Source organism: Antrihabitans cavernicola (assembly GCF_008297975.1).
In the GTDB taxonomy this organism is placed as follows: Bacteria; Actinomycetota; Actinomycetes; order Mycobacteriales; family Mycobacteriaceae; genus Antrihabitans; species Antrihabitans cavernicola.
In genome coordinates this window covers 174,141-192,689 of the sequence record NZ_VLNY01000004.1, presented here as the reverse complement: position 1 = coordinate 192,689, position 18,549 = coordinate 174,141, and the positions used below count along the sequence as shown (strand labels likewise).

Here is an 18,549-nt window from a genome sequence, read left to right as displayed (position 1 = left end):
GGGGAGAGCACTGAATGTTAATTTCTCGAATCCGCCGATTTACGGGCGCTCGACTGCGCGACGGGGTCACTCGGTTTGGGTCGTTCCCGCCGATCCTGGTATTCTCGTCTGTCGGCGTGCTACCACGCCCCAATACTTAAGAAAACCAACAGCTGAAGCAGAGGAATTACGCGTGGCCAACATCAAGTCCCAGGTAAAGCGGATCCAGACCAACGAGCGTGCACGCTTGCGCAACCAGTCGGTCAAGTCGGCGCTGCGCAGCTCCATCCGCTCGTTCCGCGAGGCCGCTGCCGCCGGTGACAAGGAAAAGGCCAACGGCCTGCTCCTCGCTGCCAGCCGTAAGCTCGACAAGGCAGCCAGCAAGGGCGTCATCCACGCCAACCAGGCTGCCAACAAGAAGTCGGCGCTCGCGCTGGCACTGAACAAGATTTGATTCATCTGTAGTGACGCGTACGCGCCGCCGTGGTCCAATGGCCACGGCGGCTTTTTGATGCGCGCAGGTTTCAGGGCGAAGATGTAGGGGTGGCGATGCGTTCATCTCTCTCCGATGCGCCGACGGTGGAGTACACCGTCGCGGCGGTAGCCCAGCGCCTTGGTCTCGCGACCGCCACGCTGCGCAGCTGGACCAGGCGGTACGGCATCGGTCCCGACGGCCACGAGCCCGGCACCCATCGCCATTACACCGAGATCGACATCGCCATTCTCGAGCGGATGCTGCAGCTGATCCGAGCCGGCGCGACGCCCGGCAGCGCAGCGCGGGCCGCCATTGCGAACACTGCAACCGCCACGCCGGCGTTCGGGGATGTGGACGCCGTCGTCGACGCGGCCTTTCGATTGGACGCCGATCGCATCAACGCCATCCTGCGAACCACCCTGACGCGGGACGGCGTGCTGACCACCTGGGACGAGCTCTGCAGACCTGCCCTCGCCGCGATAGAGGAGCGGCACAGCAGTGGCGACGAATGCATCGACGTCGAACACATCCTGTCCCGCTCGATCGTCATGTGCCTCCAACGTGTCGAGCCCAGCACCTCCGACAATCGTCCGCCGATCATGCTCGCGTGTTCGCGCGGTGAGTTCCACACGCTCCCCCTCGAAGCGCTACGTGCCGCGCTCGCCGAACGTGGCCACACGGTCAGAATGCTCGGTGCGTCTGTGCCCGCATCGGCCATCCGCGACTCGTTGACACGCGACGTGTCGCCGCGTGCCGTTGTGGTGTGGTCACAGGGCCCGCAGACCGCACGCACATCCACGCTCCGCCGCGCAGCAGCAGGTGGCGCCGTGGTCGTCGCGGCTGGTCCGGGCTGGACCGACGTCACTCTCCCCCACGGCACCGTCGCCGGAACAAGTCTGGTCTCGGTGCTCGACCTCCTCGCCTGAGGGCCACCGGATTCCTGCTTTTCGATGCACAACCGATGCATCGTTGCCCTCCGCGGGCTACAGTGAGGAAAGGCCGATCAAGATCGGTTCCAGTCGGCACACGTGAGGCGGAGATGCGTATCCCGAACCCCGAGAACGCAGTCGATGAACCGGTGGCACCCGTCAACGCTCTGGTCACCGGCGCAACCGGGTACATCGGCGGGCGGCTTGCACCCCGACTGATCGCACGCGGACATCACACCCGCGTATTGGTGCGAACACCCGAGAAGTTGCGGGACGTCCCGTGGGCCGACGACGCCGAGATCTGCGAGGGCGACCTGGGCGATCTCGAATCACTTCGCTTGGCGTGCAAGGGAATCGACGTTCTCTACTACCTCGTACATGCGATGGGCACGTCGGGATCGTTCGCCGACGCCGATCGAAACAACGCATGGAACGTCGCGCAGGCAGCGAAAGAGGCAGGCGTCGGCCGCATCGTCTATCTGGGTGGCCTGCATCCACTCGACGGTGAGCTGTCGCCCCATCTACGCTCGCGCGCCGAGGTCGGCGAGATCCTGCACAACTCCGGCGTACCGACCGTCATCTTGCAGGCCGGAGTCGTAATCGGTTCGGGCTCAGCATCATTCGAGATGATTCGGCACCTCACCAATCGCCTCCCGGTGATGACGACACCGAAATGGGTGCACAATCGCATCCAGCCGATCGCCGTTCGGGACGTGCTGCACTACCTGCTCGCTGCCGCAGAATTGCCGACCGTGGCGAATCGCAGCTACGACATCGGCGGACCCGAGGTGTTCACCTACGGCGACATGATGAAGATCTACGGAGATGTCGCGGGACTGTCGAGGCGTCGGATCCTTGTGCTTCCTGTGCTGACACCGCATCTTGCCAGCCTGTGGATCGGATTCGTCACCCCGTTGCCTCGAGGTCTGGCGATGCCGTTGATCGAATCGGTTCAGTGTGAAGCGATCGCGCACGATCACGACATCGACCAGGTGATCTCACCGCCGGATGGCGGTTTGACCACCTACCGGGACGCTGTGACACTTGCGCTCCGCAGCGCCGAGGTCGGCGAGATCGACACGCAGTGGACCACGACAACGGCCACGGACGCCCCGTCCGATCCGTTGCCGTCCGACCCGCATTGGGCGGGCGAGACCGTGTACGTCGACCGACGCAGCCACGAGTGCGCCGTCGACGCGGCCACACTCTGGCGGAGCGTCGAATCGGTGGGGCAGCCCACCGGCTGGAACGAGTTTCCCTCCGCGTGGCCAGTCGTGGCACCTGTCGAGGCGGAGCAGGTCGATGCGGGACAGTTCGTTCGACTGCGCACCCACCTGAAGGTTCCAGGACGCGCGTGGCTGGAACTACGCGTCACCGAGTTGGCCGATCGACGATCACGACTGGACCAGCGTGTCGTCTATTTCCCGAACGGTCTTGCGGGACGGATGTATTGGTATTCGATCGCGCCGATTCGAGCTGCCCTCTTTCGCGGGATGCTCGAGAACATCGCCGCCACCGCATCGTCGACAAGCCCCGCGTCGCGGGGCGAACCTATCGAACAGGAGTAGAAGAATGGCAAGTCACGTTGGTCAACGCTCGATGGTGATGTTGTTCGGCGCCTCGATCGCCACCGCAGGCGCTGTTGCGCTGGCTGCGCCTGCGGGCGCCGCACCCACAGCAGGATGTCCGTCTCCTGGCGCGGGCACCGTTGCCACGTCAGCCGACGGGTCGTCGTGTTCGGCGACTGCTGCTCCCGGCGGCGCCGCCGCTGCCTACGGCACCGACGGCACGGCGACCGCCAACGCAGGCGCTTCGGGTCTCGCTCTCGCGATCGCGAGCGGCGGCGGCACCGCAACGTCCACCGCTCAGAGCTTGCTCGGCCCGGCCGCGATCGCGATGGGACCCGGCGCGAGCGTCGACGCGACGGCCATCGACCCCGGCCTGTCGATCGCCGTGGCAATGAGCGGCGCCAAGGTCACAACAGACAGCGCCAACCAATTCTCGTGCTCTGGCGGCGTCGCATTCGCAGGCGACCTACTCACGCTGCGCGGCTGCATCTCGACGCAGTAGCCCGGCCCCGGGCAAAGAGAAGACCCCGTGTTGTTGCCAGGTCGGGGGTCCGGCAACAACGCGGGGTCGATAGGTAGATCGGCATGAGGACGGGTTCGTTACGCCTTCTGCAGAAAAAGTTTCGAAACCTGTTACGCGCGGCTTTGCTCGCGTAGGTCCAGCACTCTGGTGACCGCGCGTTCGATCGCATAGTTCGGATCGACCGCGGCACCCTTCACATCGGCATTCAGGTCTGCGACCACGTGCAGGGCGGTACTGATGGTGGTCGGATTCCAGCCGCGGACCTGCGCTTGCGCCTTCTTCACCTTCCACGGCGGCATCCCCAACTGCGACGCCATCCGGAACGGATCGCCTCGGCCCGCCGACCCCACCCGCGCGATCGTATGGACCGAATCGGCGAGAGCGTCGGCCAGCAGCACCGGCGGAACTCCCAGCAACGTCGCCCAGCGCAAGGCTTCGATGGTGCCCGCCCGGTCTCCCGCCACAGCCAGATCGGCGACATCGAAACCGGTCACCTCCGCGCGACCGGAGTAGTAGCGCCGCACGGCTGCGACGTCGATACGGCCGCCGGTGTCGGCGGCCAGCTGTGAGCACGCCGCGGCGAGTTCACGCAGATCCGGTCGCACCGCCTCCATGACGGCCTGAATCACTTCACCGGACACCCGTACGCCGGCCGCCCGGAATTCGGCGCGAACGAAGTCGGCGCGGTCGGCAGGTTTGGTCACCTTTGCCACGTCGTGCACCTCGGCACCCGCCTTTTGCAACGTGCCCGCCAACGCCTTCGCCCGGCCACCGCCGGTGTGCAGGACCACCAGCACTGCGCCGTCCGGCAGGTCTCTCGCTGCCCCCTCCACGATCGCGACAGCGTCCTTGCCTGCCTCGGCCGCAGCCTCCAGAACGATCACCCGGTCTTCGGCGAACAACGACGGACTCAGCAGCTCCAGCAGTTCCGCCTCGCTGGCATCGCCTGCGCGGAGGCGGGTGACGGGCAGGTCGTCCGCGGATTCGGCCACCGAGCGAACCTGGCTCACCACCTGCGCGACAGCGCGCTCGATCAGCAGTTCCTCTTCGCCGAGGACCAGATGGAGTTGGTGGATGCCGGATTCGATCACGAAAGAATCGTTGCACGATCGCTGCTTCCCACCACACCCACCCCGGAGCCGGTCATGACCACGGCGACGTCGCCGTCGCGATCGGTTCGAGCGACCGCAGAGCCGAGACTTTCGAGCTGGCTCACCAAGCCTGGCGCGGGATGGCCGAAAGTGTTGTCCGCCCCCACGCTGATCACCGACAACCGCGGTTTCACCGCGGCCAGGAAGGCGTTCGACGTGTTCCTCGAACCGTGATGGGGAACCTTGAGAATGTCCGCGTGCAGGTCCACACCTGCGCGTAGCAGAGATTCCTGTGCTGCGATCTCGACATCGCCGGTCAACAGAAGCCGTCCGGCCGGGGTATCGGCTGCGATGACGAGTGACTGGTCGTTCGCCGAATCCGCGGCCTCGACCGGATCCCGGGGTTGCGGCAGCAGCGGTGCCAGCACCCGTAGGTGCAGCGACGGGAAGTCGATCCGGTCGCCTGCGGCGAGATCGAGGAGCGGCGTTCGCATTTCCGCCGTCGTCTCGACAACGCTGCGAAATCCTTCGGCAGGCAGTTTCATCGGTCCGAGTGCTACCGCGGCAACAGATCTGCTGCGCAGCACACCTGCGAGACCGGTGATGTGGTCGGCGTGCAGGTGACTCAGGATCAGTAGCGCGACACTGTGGATGCCGAGCCGATCCAGGCAGGTACGCATCGCACTTGGGTCCGGTCCGACGTCGACGACCACCGCTCTACCGTCGCCGGTCGAGACCACCAGACCGTCACCCTGACCGACGTCGCACGCCACGAAGATCCAGCCCGCCGGTGGCCAACCCGGATTCGATATCCGAACCGGGATCAACACTGCTGCGACTCCGATCGCGATCGCCAGCAGCAATCGACGAGTGATTCCGAACCGCAACGCGACAATCGTCAGCGCGACTGCCCCTGCCGCCACCGATGCGCCCGCGAGGCCGCCCGGCACCGTCATCGTCGCACCGGGGAATGCCGCTGCATGCCGAGCAACCCACACCATCCACCACAGTGGCGGGCCTGCCATCCGCGCGAGCAACACAGCGGGCGGAGACCAGATCGACGCGAGCACCGCTGCCGATGCGCCGAGCACCGTCACCGGTGGCACAACCAGCGCGACAAGCAGGTTCGCGAGGATGGAGACGAGACCCACCGTCCCGGACATGCCGACGATGATCGGAGCGGTCACCGCGAAGGCGGCGCTCGCCACGGCAACCATCTCCGCCGCCCAGCGCGGCCAGCCACGCGCACGCAGCCAATCCGCCCAACTCGGTGCGAGGACGATCAGGCCCGCGGTGGCGAAGACGGACAGCGCGAACCCGAAATCGACTGCGAGGGAGGGAAACAGCGCAAGCAGTGCGATGATCGCACCGCCGAGCGCCGGCAGTGCCTGCTTGCGTCGGCCGGTCACCAACGCCAACAGTCCGATCGAGCCCATCACCGCTGCGCGCAACACGCTCGGTGACGGTCGTACGACAACGACGAACAGAACCAGCGCTACCCCTGCGATCGCCGCGCCGGCGCGCGGGCCGAGGGTCAACCCGCGGACAGCAAGCAGCACCGCCCCGAGCAGGATCGAGAAGTTTGCGCCGGACACCGCCGTGAGGTGAGACAGTCCCGCGACCTTGAAATCGGTGAGCAGCTCGTCCGACATCCCCGATGTGTCACCGACGACCATGCCCGGAAGCAGTCCGGCGGAGTCGGATCCGAGTGCCCGCGTCGCGGTGTCGGAGAGGTTGTGGCGGATCGCGCCGGCAAACCGCTGCAGCATGGGCGCCTCGCTCACGCTCGAGGGTGGACCGGTAGCCCTGATGGTGGCGACAGAGAGATCGCGATGCAACGGTTCGGTGACGCGTCCGCGGACCTCCACCCGCTGCCCCGGCAACAATGCGAGCCAGCCGTCCGCGGGTGCCAAGACAACGACCGCCCCGCCGACGTCGATCGTTCGCCCCGCCGTACGCACCTCCCGCAGTTGTGCGTGCACCACCACCCGATTGCCGCCCCCGAACGGTGCACCACCGTTGGCGCGCAACAGTTTCGGGTCGTCGGACAGGACGATCGTCGCCGTCGCATGGCCACCGTCGTCTGTCGACGACAACGGGTGCGTCGCCACCGCATGAGCCCGCCACGCAATCGACAGCGCGAAGCCCGCGCCGATGACCAGAACAGCCAGCACTGCGGGTGCCGCTCGCCGCGTGCGGGCACGCGCGAGGACCGCCGCTGCGAAGAGCATCAGTACGAGAGCAGTGGTAAGGGCCGCTCGCCACCCGAGCAGGATCCCGACCAGCGTTGCCGCCCAACACACTCCAGCCGCCGGTGCGAGCCTGATGTCGAGCGGATGCAGAACCGCATCCGTCCCGGTCACAAGCCGACCAAATCGCGCAGCTTCGCCAGCCTTCCGGGTCCGATTCCGTCCACCTCGCCGAGTTGCTCGATATCGGTGAACTTGCCGTTGGTTGTTCGCCACGCCACGATCGCCGCTGCCGTCACCGGCCCGACTCCCGGCAACCCGTCGAGATCCTGCTCGGTCGCGTTGTTCAGGCTGACTTTGCCCGGCTTGGCCGCTCCCGGCGCCGGGGCAGGCCCGCGAGCTGGAGGCGGTGCACCGCCCGGCGGCGCGACCACAATCTGATCGCCGTCCGCTACCCGCTGCGCCATGTTGAGGCTGATCAGATCGGCGCCGTCCTGCGCACCTCCTGCCGCGGCGAGCGCATCGGCGATCCGAGCACCCGGCGGCAATCGAACTAGACCGGCGCTGCGAACAAGGCCGACGACGCTGACCACCAACTCCGCGTCGGCCGCCGACGCCACCGCCGCGGTCTTCGGCGGGTCGGTCGAATCGTTTTGTGCCACATGGACCACAGGCAGCGGCGGCACCGCTTGCGCCTGGGGCCGATCGCGAAACACCGCGATTCCGGCGATGATCGCGGCAACCACGCCGACGGCCGCGATCATCGCGGCGCTGCGCCGCCCCGGGTTCAGCCGGGCACCACGCAACCGCTCCGGCAGCCAGTCCGCGCCTCGCCGCTCCCCCTGCTCGTCGAGCCACGGCGCACCGACGTCGTCGCGTTCGGCAACCGGCTCGTCTTGCTCACCCCTGATCGCGTCGAGCCGGCTGCGAATCCGCTCCCGCTCTTCGATACTCCCCATGAGAAACACGGTAGGTCGACCATCCGACCGGAATTCCGCGCGACCAGGGCTTTCACATTGCCCTGTGGATGACGCAGGTCGATGTGAACAACCCCCGTTTCGCATTGATCACGAGCATCGGGTCGTGATTTTCGAAAAATAGCCACCAATTGCTCGTGATCAACAGCTATTCGAGGTAGACCCAGCGCCCGTCTTGCTTGACGAAATTACTGTTTTGATGGAGCACGTCACGGCGGCCGTTCTGCTCGTAGTGCGCCCGAAACTCCACTGTGCCTTCTGCTTCCAGCAGGCCACCACCCGTCGTGCCCACGATCTCCAAACGCAGCCACCGCTGGTCCGGGTCGAGGCGGAGTGGCTTGGGTCGGGTGCTGCGATGCCAACTGCGGATCAGGTAATCCCGATCGCCCCTGGCGAATGCGGTGTAGCGCGATCGCATCAGTTGCGCCGCCGTTGCCGCGGACTTCTCTCCACTGAGCAGCGGTCCGCAGCAGTTGTCGAACGGTTCGCCCTGCATGCAGGGGCACAGGTCGGTCATGGCTCGACCTGCCCGGCACCGCCGCGCACGACCAGGACTGCGACCGCCCCCGACCCTACGTGCACGCCGAGGACCGCACCCAGTTCGCAGATCACCAACTCCGTCAGGTGGGGCAGCCGATCCCGTAACTTCGCCGCCACCTCGTCCGCCCGCTCGGGTGCGTCCAAGTGCTGCACCGCAATTGCGGCCGGGCCCGCACCAGCTTCCTTGACCGCGGCATCGATCAGCTTGGCGATCGCTTTGGACGTGGTCCGCGTCTTTTCCTTCAGCACCAGCTTGCCGTCGACGATGTGCAGCAGCGGCTTCATCGCCAACGCGGTTCCCAACAGCGCTGTCGCAGTGCTGATTCGGCCGCCACGACGCAGATGATCCAAGCGATCGACGACGACGAAACACCGGGCGTGCCCGGCGGTGTCGACGGCTGCGTTGTACACGTCGTCGATGCTCGCGCCCGCCTGCGCGGCCCGGGCCGCAGCAAGCGCACAGAAACCACTACCCATTCCCGCCGCGCGGGAATCCACGACGCGCACCTGCTCGTCGAACGGCTCGGCGACCTGACTGCCGACCTGCCAGGTTCCGGACAGTTGTCGCGAAAGATGCACGGCCACAACACCATCGCCGTCACTCGCCGCCAAGGCTGTGCGGTAGCAGTCGTCGAGCTCACCCGATGACGCGGCCGAGGTGCTCGAGGTGCCGTCGTTGTAGTCGTCCGGTAGATCGTCTACGCCTTCGCGAAACGTTCGGTCTCCCACCAGAACGTGCAACGGAACGACGTGAATCCCGTAGCGCTGCGCCAGCTCCGAATCCGGGCACGACGACGAGTCGGTAACCACCACCACAGCCATGGCTATCGAGCCTCGTCCGCGAGCGCGTCGGCACGGGCGCCGACGATCGTCGCCACCATGGCGTCGGCGACTCTGCGGTGCGCATCCCAGCCCCAATGGATGCCGTCAGGGTTGGCATCGTCGGAAAAGATGTTGTCCCGCACGCATTCTGCGAGATCTACCAACGGCACGCCGGTACTGTCGGCCCACGCGGTGACCGCACGGACCGCGGGAGCGCGACCGGCGTGCACCCGGCCGTACGCCTCGCAATCGTGTACCGACGGCAGCGTTGCGACGAACGGCAGATCCGGGCGGACGAACGCCATGGCCTTCCGCGTGCGTTCGAGGTAGTCGACACTCAGATGCGGGGGCAGCGCGACCGGCCTACCGAGCTTGGACAACCTGGGCTGCAGCCAGCCGTAGCTGCCGCGAACGACCCGGCGTAGTTGTGGTGGCCGCACATAGCGAATCAATTCCCGCATCGCGGTCGGCAGCGGCGACGGCAGCGAATCCATTCCGCCCACACCGAGAACGACGGCACCGGCTCGCGGCACTGTCGCCCACACGCGCGGATCCTGCGTCAGCGCCCAGTAGGCATCGCGACAGGTCCAGCCGATCCGAGCGACCAACTCCACATCCCAACCGAGCTCGGCCGCAACGAGATTGGGCCAGATTTCGGGGTGATCGGCAGGCAATCCGCCCTCGGGCCCGTAGTACGCGAGGGAATCCGCGAGCACCAGCAATACAGGTCGATCAGAGGACATCGGAGGCCACCCGCGCCGACGCGTTCCACACGTCGAGCGTCCAACTCGGTTCGGCGCGATCGCCGTGCGCACCCAGTTGCACCCAGCTGGTGTTCGCCAGCCCACCCAGCACCGGCCACCTGTCCACCGGCAGATCGAGCAGGGCAGCGGTGAGCGCAGCGATCAGTCCGCCATGCGCAACCAGCACGATCGGCCTGTCGGACCAATCGTCGCGCGTCGAGATGAGCTCGTCCACAACGGGTTTCGACCTGGCCGCCACATCCACGCGGCTCTCGCCGCCGGGTGGCGACACCGTCGCATCACGGCGCCAGACGACGCGGGCGCCCGGCGCGCGTTCGTCCACCTCGGCGTGAGTGAGCCCTTGCCAGTCACCGAGGAACGTTTCGCGCAGCCGTGGATCCAGCGCAACGGTGAGCCCGGACAGATCGGCGAGCACATCGGCGGTGTCGCGGGCCCGGGTCAGATCGGACGAGATGACGGCCAGCGGCATGCGCTGAGACAATTCGTGGGCGGCTTCCTTCGCCTGTGTCCTACCGAGTTCGGTCAACTCGGTGTCGAGCTGGCCTTGCATCCGATCGGTCGCGTTCCACTCGGTTTGCCCGTGTCGCAACAGAATAAGGCGCCGTACCGGTGCGCTGGCTGCCAATGGACTATTCCCCCGTCGCTTCGGCGGGTGGCTGTCCGATCCCCTCGACGGGAACCGCGGGGCAGTCTTTCCACAGCCGCTCGAGCCCGTAGAAATTGCGCTCGTCGTTGTGCTGGACGTGAACGACGATGGTGGCGTAGTCGAGCAGAGCCCACCGCCCTTCCCGCGTTCCCTCACGGCGGACCGGCTTGTGCCCTGCCTCGCGCAGCTTGTCCTCGATGTTTTCGACGATCGAGTTGACCTGGCGCTCGTTGGGCGCAGAGGCGATGACGAAGCAATCGGTGATCACCAGTTGTTCCGACACGTCGAGCACCACGACATCCGTGGCCGACTTCTCGTCCGCGGCGAGGGCCGCGATGCGGGACATCTCGATGGCCTCGTCGGTTGCGCTCACTTTGCTGCCTTCCGTTGCGGTTCGGGTTCCGGCTCCACGGGCGCAGGGACGGATGCGACGGGCGCCGACATCGCGACCGACCCGTCCGATCGCGCGCCATCGCGCGATCCGTAGAGATGACGCTTCGAGATGTACTGCACGACGCCGTCGGGCACCAGGTACCAGACCGGGGCGTTCTCACTGGCCCGCAAGCGGCATTCGGTCGACGAGATCGCCAGCGCGGGGATCTCGATGAGCGTGAGTGCCTCGGGCGGATAGTTGCCCAGATAGTTCTGCAGATGGTCGATGCGCAATTCGAAGCCGGGCCTGCTCACGCCGACGAAGTTCGCCAGATCGAACAGTTCTTCCCAGTCCTGCCACGACAGAATGCTCGACAGGGCATCGGCACCGGTGATGAAGTACAGCTCGGCCTCGGGATGTTGTGCCCTGATATCGCGGAGCGTGTCGACGGTATAGGTCTTCTTGCCGCGGTCCACGTCCACCCGACTCACCGAAAAACGGGGGTTGGACGCGGTGGCGATCACCGTCATCAGATAGCGATCCTCGGCGGGACTGACGTTCGCGCCTTCCTTCTGCCAGGGCTGACCGGTGGGCACGAATATCACTTCGTCGAGCCCGAACCGGTGCGCCACCTCGCTGGCGGCCACCAGGTGACCGTGATGGATCGGATCGAACGTCCCGCCCATCACCCCAAGCCTTCGGCCCGCCTTGTCATGTCCCTGCTGCACGAGAGACGAGCTTACGGGGCGGGTCTGCACCGGTCTCAGATCGGCAGCAATCCGGCAACCACGGAGGTCAGCTGCTTGGCGGATCGGCACTCGTGCATCTCGATGACCTCGCCGTACTTGTCGGCCGCCGAGTCCCCCGATCCCCACTGGTTGCGCGGCTCGGGATTGAGCCAATGGGCGTGCTTGGCGACATCGACCATCGAGCCGAGCGCGGTGAGATTCGGGTCGCGATAGTTCGTCCGCGCATCGCCGAGTATCAGCAGCGACGTTCGGTCGGTGATGGAGTCCCGGAACTGGTCGATGAAGACACCGAACGCGTTGCCGTAGTCGGAGTGACCGTCGTAGGTGATCAGCTTGGCCTCACCGACCATGCGGACCATCACCTTGCCCAGGTCTGCGTCCGGTCCGAAGTAGTCGGTCACCTCGTCCGCCGAGTCGATGAACGCGAAGATCCGCACTCGCGAAAACTGCTCGCGTAGCGCGTGTACCAGCAGCAACGTGAAGTGACTGAAGCCGGCGACCGAGCCGGACACGTCGCACATGATGACCAGTTCGGGGCGACCGGGCCTGGGCTTGCGCTGAACCAGATCGATGGGGACGCCGCCGGTCGACATCGACTTGCGCAGCGTCTTTCGCAGGTCGATCTCGCCCGCGCGCGCTTTCCGGCGGCGCGCGGCCAACCGGGTCGCCAGTAGATGCGCAAGGGTGGCGACGCTGCGTCGCAGCTTGGTCAGTTCGGCATCGGAGGCGCGTAGGAAGTCGACCTCCTCGGCCTGCCGGGCGACGCCATAGTTCGCCACCCGGTCGCGGCCCTGCTTCTCCGCGGACCGCCGACGGGTCTCGCTCTCGACCGCCGACCGGAACCCGGCGATGCGCTGCTGCGCGGTGTTTCGGGCCACCACACCGGCAAAGCCTTCGTCGTCCGTCTCCCCTGCCGCGGCCAACAACCCGTCGAGAATCTTCTTCAGCAGCGAGTCGGGAGCGATGTCACGCAACGCTTGATACGCCGAGAACGACGGTCCGTTCAACGATTCGTAGGTCCCCAGCTGATCGACGATCATGCCGACGATCTGATCGATCTTGGGCGAATCCTCGGTCAGCATCTCCGCGATCATCTTGCGAAGCGCGAACATGTCGACGGTCCCCGACTCGGTGCGCGGAATGGCGAGATCGTCGTCGTCCGTTGTCCTGTAGCCGATCGCGACCGGAAACCACAGGTCGAACAGTCCGTCGAAGGTGTCGCGGTGCGCGGGCCGTCGCAGCAACGCGCACGCGAGGCCCTCGCGCAGAATCTCGCGGTCGAGCAGATCGAGCACCGACATCACCTGACCCGCATCCACCGTTTCCGATGGCCCGACGGGAATGCCGCGCTTACGCAACGCCTCGACGAATCCGACGAGGTGTCCCGGCAAGCCGTGCGGTGCTGCCGCGGTCATGTCAATTTCAGCTCCGACCGAGCCTTCACATGATCCGACTGGTGTTTGAGCACCACACCCAACGTGGCGGCCACAGCTGAGTCGTCGAGCGAAGTCATGCCCAACGCCAGCAAGGTGCGTCCCCAATCGATGGTTTCGGCAACCGACGGCAGCTTCTTGAGCTGCATGCCGCGCAACACCGCGACGGTCCGCACCATCTGTTCGGCGATGGCTGGTGGCAGCTCCGGCACCCGACTCGCCAGAATCCGCCGCTCCATCTCTTCGTCAGGGAAGTCGAGGTGCAGGAACAGGCAGCGTCGCTTGAGCGCCTCGGACAGCTCGCGGGTCGCGTTGGACGTCAGGACGACGAACGGCTTGCGCGTCGCGGTGATGGTTCCCAACTCCGGCACCGTGACCGCGAAATCACTGAGCACCTCCAGCAGCAGTCCTTCGATCTCTACGTCGGCCTTGTCGGTCTCGTCGATCAGCAAGACCGTCGGCTCGGTGCGCCGGATCGCGGTGAGCAGCGGCCGGGTCAGCAAGAACTCCTCGGAGAACACATCCTGCTTGGTCTCGTCCCAGTTGTTTTCCGCTGTGACATTCCCCGTCGCTGCGCTCGCCCCGCCTGCCTGGATCCGCAGAATCTGCTTGGCGTGGTTCCATTCGTAGAGCGCACGCGACTCGTCGACGCCCTCGTAGCACTGCAGGCGGACCAACTCTGCGCCCGTGCACTGTGCGACGGCCCGAGCCAGCTCGGTCTTGCCGACACCGGCAGGGCCTTCGATCAGTAATGGCTTGCCGAGCCGATCGGCGAGAAACACCGCGGTCGCCGTCGCTTTGTTGGCGAGATAACCGGTTTCGCCGAGGCGCGTGATGACCTCGTCGACGGTGTGAAATGCGGGCTGGGTGGCGGAATCCACTCTGCTCCTTCGTTAGGCCGGTCTGGTGTGGCCGTCGCCCCACACGATCCACTTGGTCGACGTCAGTTCCGGTAGCCCCATCGGACCACGGGCATGCAATTTCTGGGTGGAGATCCCTATTTCGGCGCCGAAGCCGAACTGCTCGCCATCGGTGAAGGCCGTGGAGGCGTTGACCATCACAGCGGAGGCATCGACGCGTGCGGTGAATTCACGTGCCGCAGCAAGGTCGGCGGTGACGATGGCCTCGGTGTGACCGGTGCCGTAGCGGTCGATGTGTTCGATCGCCGCATCGATGCCGTCGACCACCTTCAGCGCGACGTCGAGCGATAGGTATTCGTTGGACCAGTCGTCCTCGTTGGCGGGTACCAGACCGGGCAGGTCGCCGTGGATGGTGACGCTCTGCCGCTCCAGCGCCTCGATCAGCCGGGGTACGGCAACGGTGGCGACCGCGGAGTCGATCAGCACCGTTTCGGCTGCGTTGCACACACTGGTCCGGCGGGTCTTGGAGTTGAGAACGATCCGTTCGGCCATGTCCAGATCCGCCGCCGAATGCACGTAGACGTGACAGTTGCCCGTTCCCGTTTCGATCGTCGGCACGGTTGCGTCGCGGACCACCGCGTTGATCAGTCCTGCGCCCCCACGAGGGATCACCACGTCCACCAAACCGCGTGCCTGGATGAGATGCGTGACGCTGGAACGATCTTCGCTCGGCAGCAGTTGCACCGCATCGGCAGGCAGCCCTTTCGCAACCAACGCCTCGCGCAGAACGACGACGAGGGCGGCATTCGATCGCGACGCCGACGACGAACCACGAAGCAGCGCAGCATTTCCCGACTTCAAGGCGAGGCCGAACGCATCGACCGTGACGTTCGGGCGAGCCTCGTAGACCATCCCGAGCACGCCGAGCGGGACCCGCACCTGACGGATCTCCAGACCGTTCGGCAGAGTCGATCCGCGAACGACGCTGCCGATCGGGTCCGGCAAACCCGCAACCTGTCGCAGGCCGGACGCGATGCCGTCGATGCGAGCCGACGTCAACCGCAGCCGATCGAGCAGCGATTCCTCGATACCTCCCTCGCGGGCGATCTCGATGTCTTTCTCGTTCGCCGCCAGCACGGAATCGGCGGCGGCGAGGATCGCGTCTGCTGCCGCGTTCAGTGCCGCGTCTTTCGCATCGGTGGTCAGCTGCGCCAACGTCTTGGACGCCACACGAGCGCGCCGAGCCGCGCTGTGCACGGCCTCTCGAACGTCGTTGTGATCGCTGTTCACCTGCGCAGAAGCAGTTGCTGCAGTCATGTAGACAGCGTAGCCACCCGTGTCGCGCCGACAACCGGCGCGCATCCCCCTCGCGAACACCTTCCGGGTCTAACCTGCAGACATGTCCGCGACAAAAGGGGCAAAACCGAGAATCACGGTCCTCGGCAGCGCCAATATGGACCTGGTCACCAGAACGGAACGGCTCCCCGCTCCCGGCGAAACCCTGCTGGGCAGATCGTTCACCGCAGCACCTGGCGGCAAGGGATCGAACAAAGCGATAGCGGCCGCCCGGGCAGGCGGCGACGTCGAATTTGTGGGCGCGGTCGGCGACGATACGTTTGCGCTCGACCTGCGAGAGATATTGGTACTCAACGACGTCGGGACCAGTCTGCTACGCGAGGTGGAAGGACCGAGCGGCGTCGCGGCGATCGGCGTCGACGACTCGGGTGAAAACTGCATAGTGGTTGTCGGAGGGGCGAATTCGACGATCACCGAACTGACGGACGCCGAGTTGGCCGCCGTCGCCGACGCGGATATCCTGCTGCTCGACCTCGAGCTACCGCTCGCAGCGATCCTCGCCGGGGCACAGCACGCGCATGCCAACGACACCACCGTGATCCTGAATCCGTCTCCTGTGCAGGAACTTCCGGACGAACTGCTCGCGGCCGTCGATATTCTCGTGCTCAACAAGGCGGAAGCCGAACTGCTGGGCGCACACGTTCTCGCCGCGGTGCCGCACGTCGTCATCACCCTCGGCGTCGACGGCGCGACGTATCGAGGCCCCGGCGGCGCGGCGGAGTCGGTGCCGGCATTGCCCGTCGACGTGGTCGACACCACCGGGGCAGGAGATGCGTTCGCCGGAGTTCTCGCGGTGGCGTGGCAACGCGGTCCTGCCGAGGCATTGCGATGGGCCTGCGCGGCGGGCGGATTGGCCAGCACTGTCGCAGGTGCAAGCCCCTCGCTGCCGCAGCGCGCCGACATCGCGCGCGCCCTTGCCGAGACGATCGCCAGCTAGCTGTCACACCTGTCGGGCACGATGGGGCCATGACGACCCCGACGACGGACTTGCGTGACGACGCCGAAAAGCTCCTGCGCGAGCTTGCCGGCCCCACGGCGACGTTGCGTGAGGATCAGTGGACCGCCATAGAGGCCCTGGTGGTCAAGCGTGCTCGCGCGCTGGTGGTGCAGCGCACCGGTTGGGGTAAATCCGCCGTCTACTTCATCTCGGCGATGCTGCTGCGGGCGCGCGGCTTCGGCCCGACCGTCATCGTGTCTCCGCTCCTCGCGCTGATGCGCAACCAGGTTGCCGCTGCCGAGCGTGCGGGCGTTCGCGCCGCGACCATCAACTCCGGCAACGTCACCGAATGGCAGGACATCCACGAGCAGGTCTCCGCAGGCGAGATCGACGTCCTGCTGGTCAGCCCCGAACGACTGAACAATCCCGACTTCCGCGATCAGGTACTCCCCTCCCTTGCCGCCGATGCCGGTCTGGTCGTGGTCGACGAGGCGCACTGCGTCTCCGATTGGGGCCACGATTTCCGACCCGATTACCGGCGCATTCGCACGCTGGTCGCAGAGCTCGGCGAGGACGTTCCGGTCCTGGCAACCACCGCCACCGCCAACGATCGGGTGGTCGCCGATGTCGCCGCTCAACTAGGAGTCGGGGCGACGGGGGAAAGTCATGGCGGGTCGGACACCCTCGTCCTGCGCGGCACCCTCGATCGAGAATCGCTGTATCTGTCGGTACTGAAGCTCGACGACGCCACCGAGCGCGCGGCCTGGCTCGGCCAGCATCTCGCAGACCTCCCCGGCTCGGGAATCATCTACGCCCTCACCGTGTCTGCGGCCCGTGATCTCGCCGATCTGCTCACCGACCAAGGCCACCGCGTCTCCGCGTACACCGGTCAGACGGATCCGGCGGAGCGTGAAGCGCTGGAGCAGGCCCTGCTGAACAACGAGGTCAAGGCGCTGGTCGCAACCTCGGCGCTCGGCATGGGGTTCGACAAACCCGATCTCGGGTTCGTGATCCACGTCGGTGCCCCGTCGTCGCCGATCGCCTACTACCAACAGGTCGGTCGTGCCGGTCGCGCCACCGAACGCGCCGAGGTCGTACTGCTCCCCGGCCCAGAAGATCAGCGCATTTGGAGCTATTTCGCGTCGGTCGCGTTTCCTCGGGAACACTTGGTACGCAAAGTGATCGACGAACTCGATCAGACCAAGCCACTGTCGACACCCGCGCTGGAGCCGCTGGTGGAGCTCAACCGCACCAGGCTGGAGATGGTGCTCAAGGTGCTCGACGTCGACGGCGCCGTGAAACGTGTGCGCGGCGGTTGGATCGCGACCGGCGAACCGTGGACCTACGACGAGGAGCGCTACAGCCGACTCGACGAGGCCCGCCAGGCCGAACAGGACGCGATGCTCGAATACCAGCGCATCGACACCTGCCGAATGGAATTCCTGCGCCGTCAACTCGACGACCCGGGTATGGACGGCGCGAACAGCAAATGTGAGCGCTGCGACAACTGCACCGGCAACCACCGAAGCAGCACTGTCGACGCGCAATCGGTGCAGGCGACCCGATCTCGCCTCGATCGGCCGGGTTTCGATCTACCGGCCCGCAAGCAGTGGCCGACCGGGATGAGCAAGCTCGGAGTCGGTCTCTCCGGCAAGATCGCCGACGGCCCGGACACCGGGAGGGTGCTGGGCCGACTCTCCGACCTCGGCTGGGGACAACGGCTTCGCGCTCTGTTGGACGGGCCGGACGGTGAAGTCCCCGACGCCGTGATCACAGCCTGCATTCAGGTTCTGAAGGCGTGGGACTGGGCGGAGCGCCCGACGAGTGTGCTCGCGCTGGAATCTCCCACCCATCCAATTCTGACCACGAGCCTCGCCGCTCGATTGGCACAGGTCGGCAGGCTCGACGACCTCGGTGTGCTGCGCCTTCGTCCGGACCACCCGCCTGTCTCCGCGGCGAACTCCGCGTACCGGGTGGCCGGCCTCGTCGATGCCTGGGAGGTCCCCGACTTCACCGCTGTACGCGGTCCGGTGCTGCTCGTGGACGCTCTCACCGACACCGGTTGGACTATGACGATGGCCGCGCGGGCCGTTCGGGCCGCAGGTGCGGACGCGGTGCTTCCTCTTGCCCTGGCCAGCCCAAAATAGGTACCGAACGGCCCTGACCTCGATTTTCCGTCGGCACCGGTGATCGAACGATCCGGACGTTCCGGGCGAACACGCAACCGGACGAAACCCGCCCCGATCAGCCTTGATGTGAGGTAGCTCACAAACGGTGGCTCACCTGCGCAGGCCACGGGTGTTTGGCGATCGATTCCAACGGGTACATGAAATCGTCC

The 18,549-nt window shown here is 66.1% G+C and carries 18 protein-coding genes; 6 read left to right on the top strand and 12 right to left on the bottom strand.

Translation table 11 applies throughout. The features are described 5' to 3' along the window. The first annotated feature begins 172 nt into the window (after positions 1–172). The 4 genes from rpsT to FOY51_RS10680 all read left to right on the top strand — a co-directional run bounded on the left by rpsT (position 173) and on the right by FOY51_RS10680 (position 3,453). Positions 173–433: a 30S ribosomal protein S20 gene (gene rpsT / locus FOY51_RS10695; RefSeq protein WP_149430220.1), complete on the top strand. Its 261-nt coding sequence runs from the start codon at positions 173–175 to the stop codon at positions 431–433. A 95-nt stretch (positions 434–528) separates the two neighbouring features. After that, positions 529–1,380 (top strand): MerR family transcriptional regulator, encoded by an 852-nt coding sequence (locus FOY51_RS10690; protein ID WP_149430219.1) that lies wholly within the window; start codon positions 529–531, stop codon positions 1,378–1,380. A gap of 152 nt (positions 1,381–1,532) precedes the next feature. Further along, complete coding sequence (locus tag FOY51_RS10685; RefSeq protein WP_371830439.1) at positions 1,533–2,951, top strand: SDR family oxidoreductase; 1,419 nt, start codon at positions 1,533–1,535, stop codon at positions 2,949–2,951. Positions 2,952–2,955: 4 nt separating this feature from the next. Then, positions 2,956–3,453, top strand: a complete 498-nt coding sequence (locus tag FOY51_RS10680; RefSeq protein WP_235916244.1) for a DUF6764 family protein — start codon at positions 2,956–2,958, stop codon at positions 3,451–3,453. Positions 3,454–3,584: 131 nt separating this feature from the next. On the opposite strand, the gene holA is transcribed toward FOY51_RS10680, so the two are convergent. From holA to FOY51_RS10620, 12 genes are all read right to left on the bottom strand, one after another. Further along, positions 3,585–4,562 carry a DNA polymerase III subunit delta gene (gene holA / locus FOY51_RS10675; protein ID WP_187776279.1) on the bottom strand — a complete coding sequence of 326 codons (978 nt, stop codon included), beginning with the start codon at positions 4,560–4,562 and terminating at the stop codon, positions 3,585–3,587. After that, positions 4,562–6,928, bottom strand: coding sequence for a ComEC/Rec2 family competence protein (locus tag FOY51_RS10670; RefSeq protein WP_235916243.1), 2,367 nt, complete (start codon positions 6,926–6,928; stop codon positions 4,562–4,564). The genes holA and FOY51_RS10670 overlap by 1 nt, the downstream gene beginning before the upstream one ends. Beyond that, on the bottom strand, positions 6,925–7,713 hold the full coding sequence (locus FOY51_RS10665; RefSeq protein WP_149430216.1) for a ComEA family DNA-binding protein: 789 nt from the start codon (positions 7,711–7,713) through the stop codon (positions 6,925–6,927). Before FOY51_RS10665 ends, FOY51_RS10670 begins: the two co-directional genes overlap by 4 nt. A gap of 166 nt (positions 7,714–7,879) precedes the next feature. Further along, positions 7,880–8,248, bottom strand: a complete 369-nt coding sequence (locus FOY51_RS10660; RefSeq protein ID WP_149430215.1) for a YchJ family protein — start codon at positions 8,246–8,248, stop codon at positions 7,880–7,882. Then, positions 8,245–9,093: a DegV family protein gene (locus tag FOY51_RS10655; protein ID WP_149430214.1), complete on the bottom strand. Its 849-nt coding sequence runs from the start codon at positions 9,091–9,093 to the stop codon at positions 8,245–8,247. Before FOY51_RS10655 ends, FOY51_RS10660 begins: the two co-directional genes overlap by 4 nt. Before the next feature lie 2 nt (positions 9,094–9,095). Then, positions 9,096–9,836, bottom strand: coding sequence for a diglucosylglycerate octanoyltransferase (octT, locus tag FOY51_RS10650; RefSeq protein ID WP_149430213.1), 741 nt, complete (start codon positions 9,834–9,836; stop codon positions 9,096–9,098). Beyond that, the gene (locus FOY51_RS10645; protein ID WP_149430212.1) at positions 9,826–10,482 is read right to left on the bottom strand and encodes a histidine phosphatase family protein; all 657 of its coding nucleotides are present in this window, start codon (positions 10,480–10,482) and stop codon (positions 9,826–9,828) included. Before FOY51_RS10645 ends, octT begins: the two co-directional genes overlap by 11 nt. A gap of 4 nt (positions 10,483–10,486) precedes the next feature. Then, on the bottom strand, positions 10,487–10,876 hold the full coding sequence (gene rsfS / locus FOY51_RS10640) for a ribosome silencing factor (RefSeq protein ID WP_149430211.1): 390 nt from the start codon (positions 10,874–10,876) through the stop codon (positions 10,487–10,489). Continuing rightward, on the bottom strand, positions 10,873–11,604 hold the full coding sequence (gene nadD, locus FOY51_RS10635; RefSeq protein ID WP_187776267.1) for a nicotinate-nucleotide adenylyltransferase: 732 nt from the start codon (positions 11,602–11,604) through the stop codon (positions 10,873–10,875). Before nadD ends, rsfS begins: the two co-directional genes overlap by 4 nt. 35 nt (positions 11,605–11,639) lie before the next feature. Continuing rightward, positions 11,640–13,040: a vWA domain-containing protein gene (locus FOY51_RS10630; RefSeq protein WP_149430210.1), complete on the bottom strand. Its 1,401-nt coding sequence runs from the start codon at positions 13,038–13,040 to the stop codon at positions 11,640–11,642. Next, complete coding sequence (locus tag FOY51_RS10625; RefSeq protein ID WP_149430209.1) at positions 13,037–13,939, bottom strand: AAA family ATPase; 903 nt, start codon at positions 13,937–13,939, stop codon at positions 13,037–13,039. Before FOY51_RS10625 ends, FOY51_RS10630 begins: the two co-directional genes overlap by 4 nt. A gap of 12 nt (positions 13,940–13,951) precedes the next feature. Continuing rightward, the gene (locus FOY51_RS10620; protein ID WP_149430208.1) at positions 13,952–15,235 is read right to left on the bottom strand and encodes a glutamate-5-semialdehyde dehydrogenase; all 1,284 of its coding nucleotides are present in this window, start codon (positions 15,233–15,235) and stop codon (positions 13,952–13,954) included. A gap of 82 nt (positions 15,236–15,317) precedes the next feature. On the opposite strand from FOY51_RS10620, the gene FOY51_RS10615 reads away from it, so the two are divergent. Next, a complete protein-coding gene (locus FOY51_RS10615; protein WP_149430207.1) occupies positions 15,318–16,211 on the top strand; it encodes a ribokinase in 894 nt (297 codons plus the stop codon). A gap of 29 nt (positions 16,212–16,240) precedes the next feature. Continuing rightward, positions 16,241–18,358, top strand: a complete 2,118-nt coding sequence (locus FOY51_RS10610; protein WP_149430206.1) for a RecQ family ATP-dependent DNA helicase — start codon at positions 16,241–16,243, stop codon at positions 18,356–18,358. Positions 18,359–18,549 lie beyond the last annotated feature (191 nt).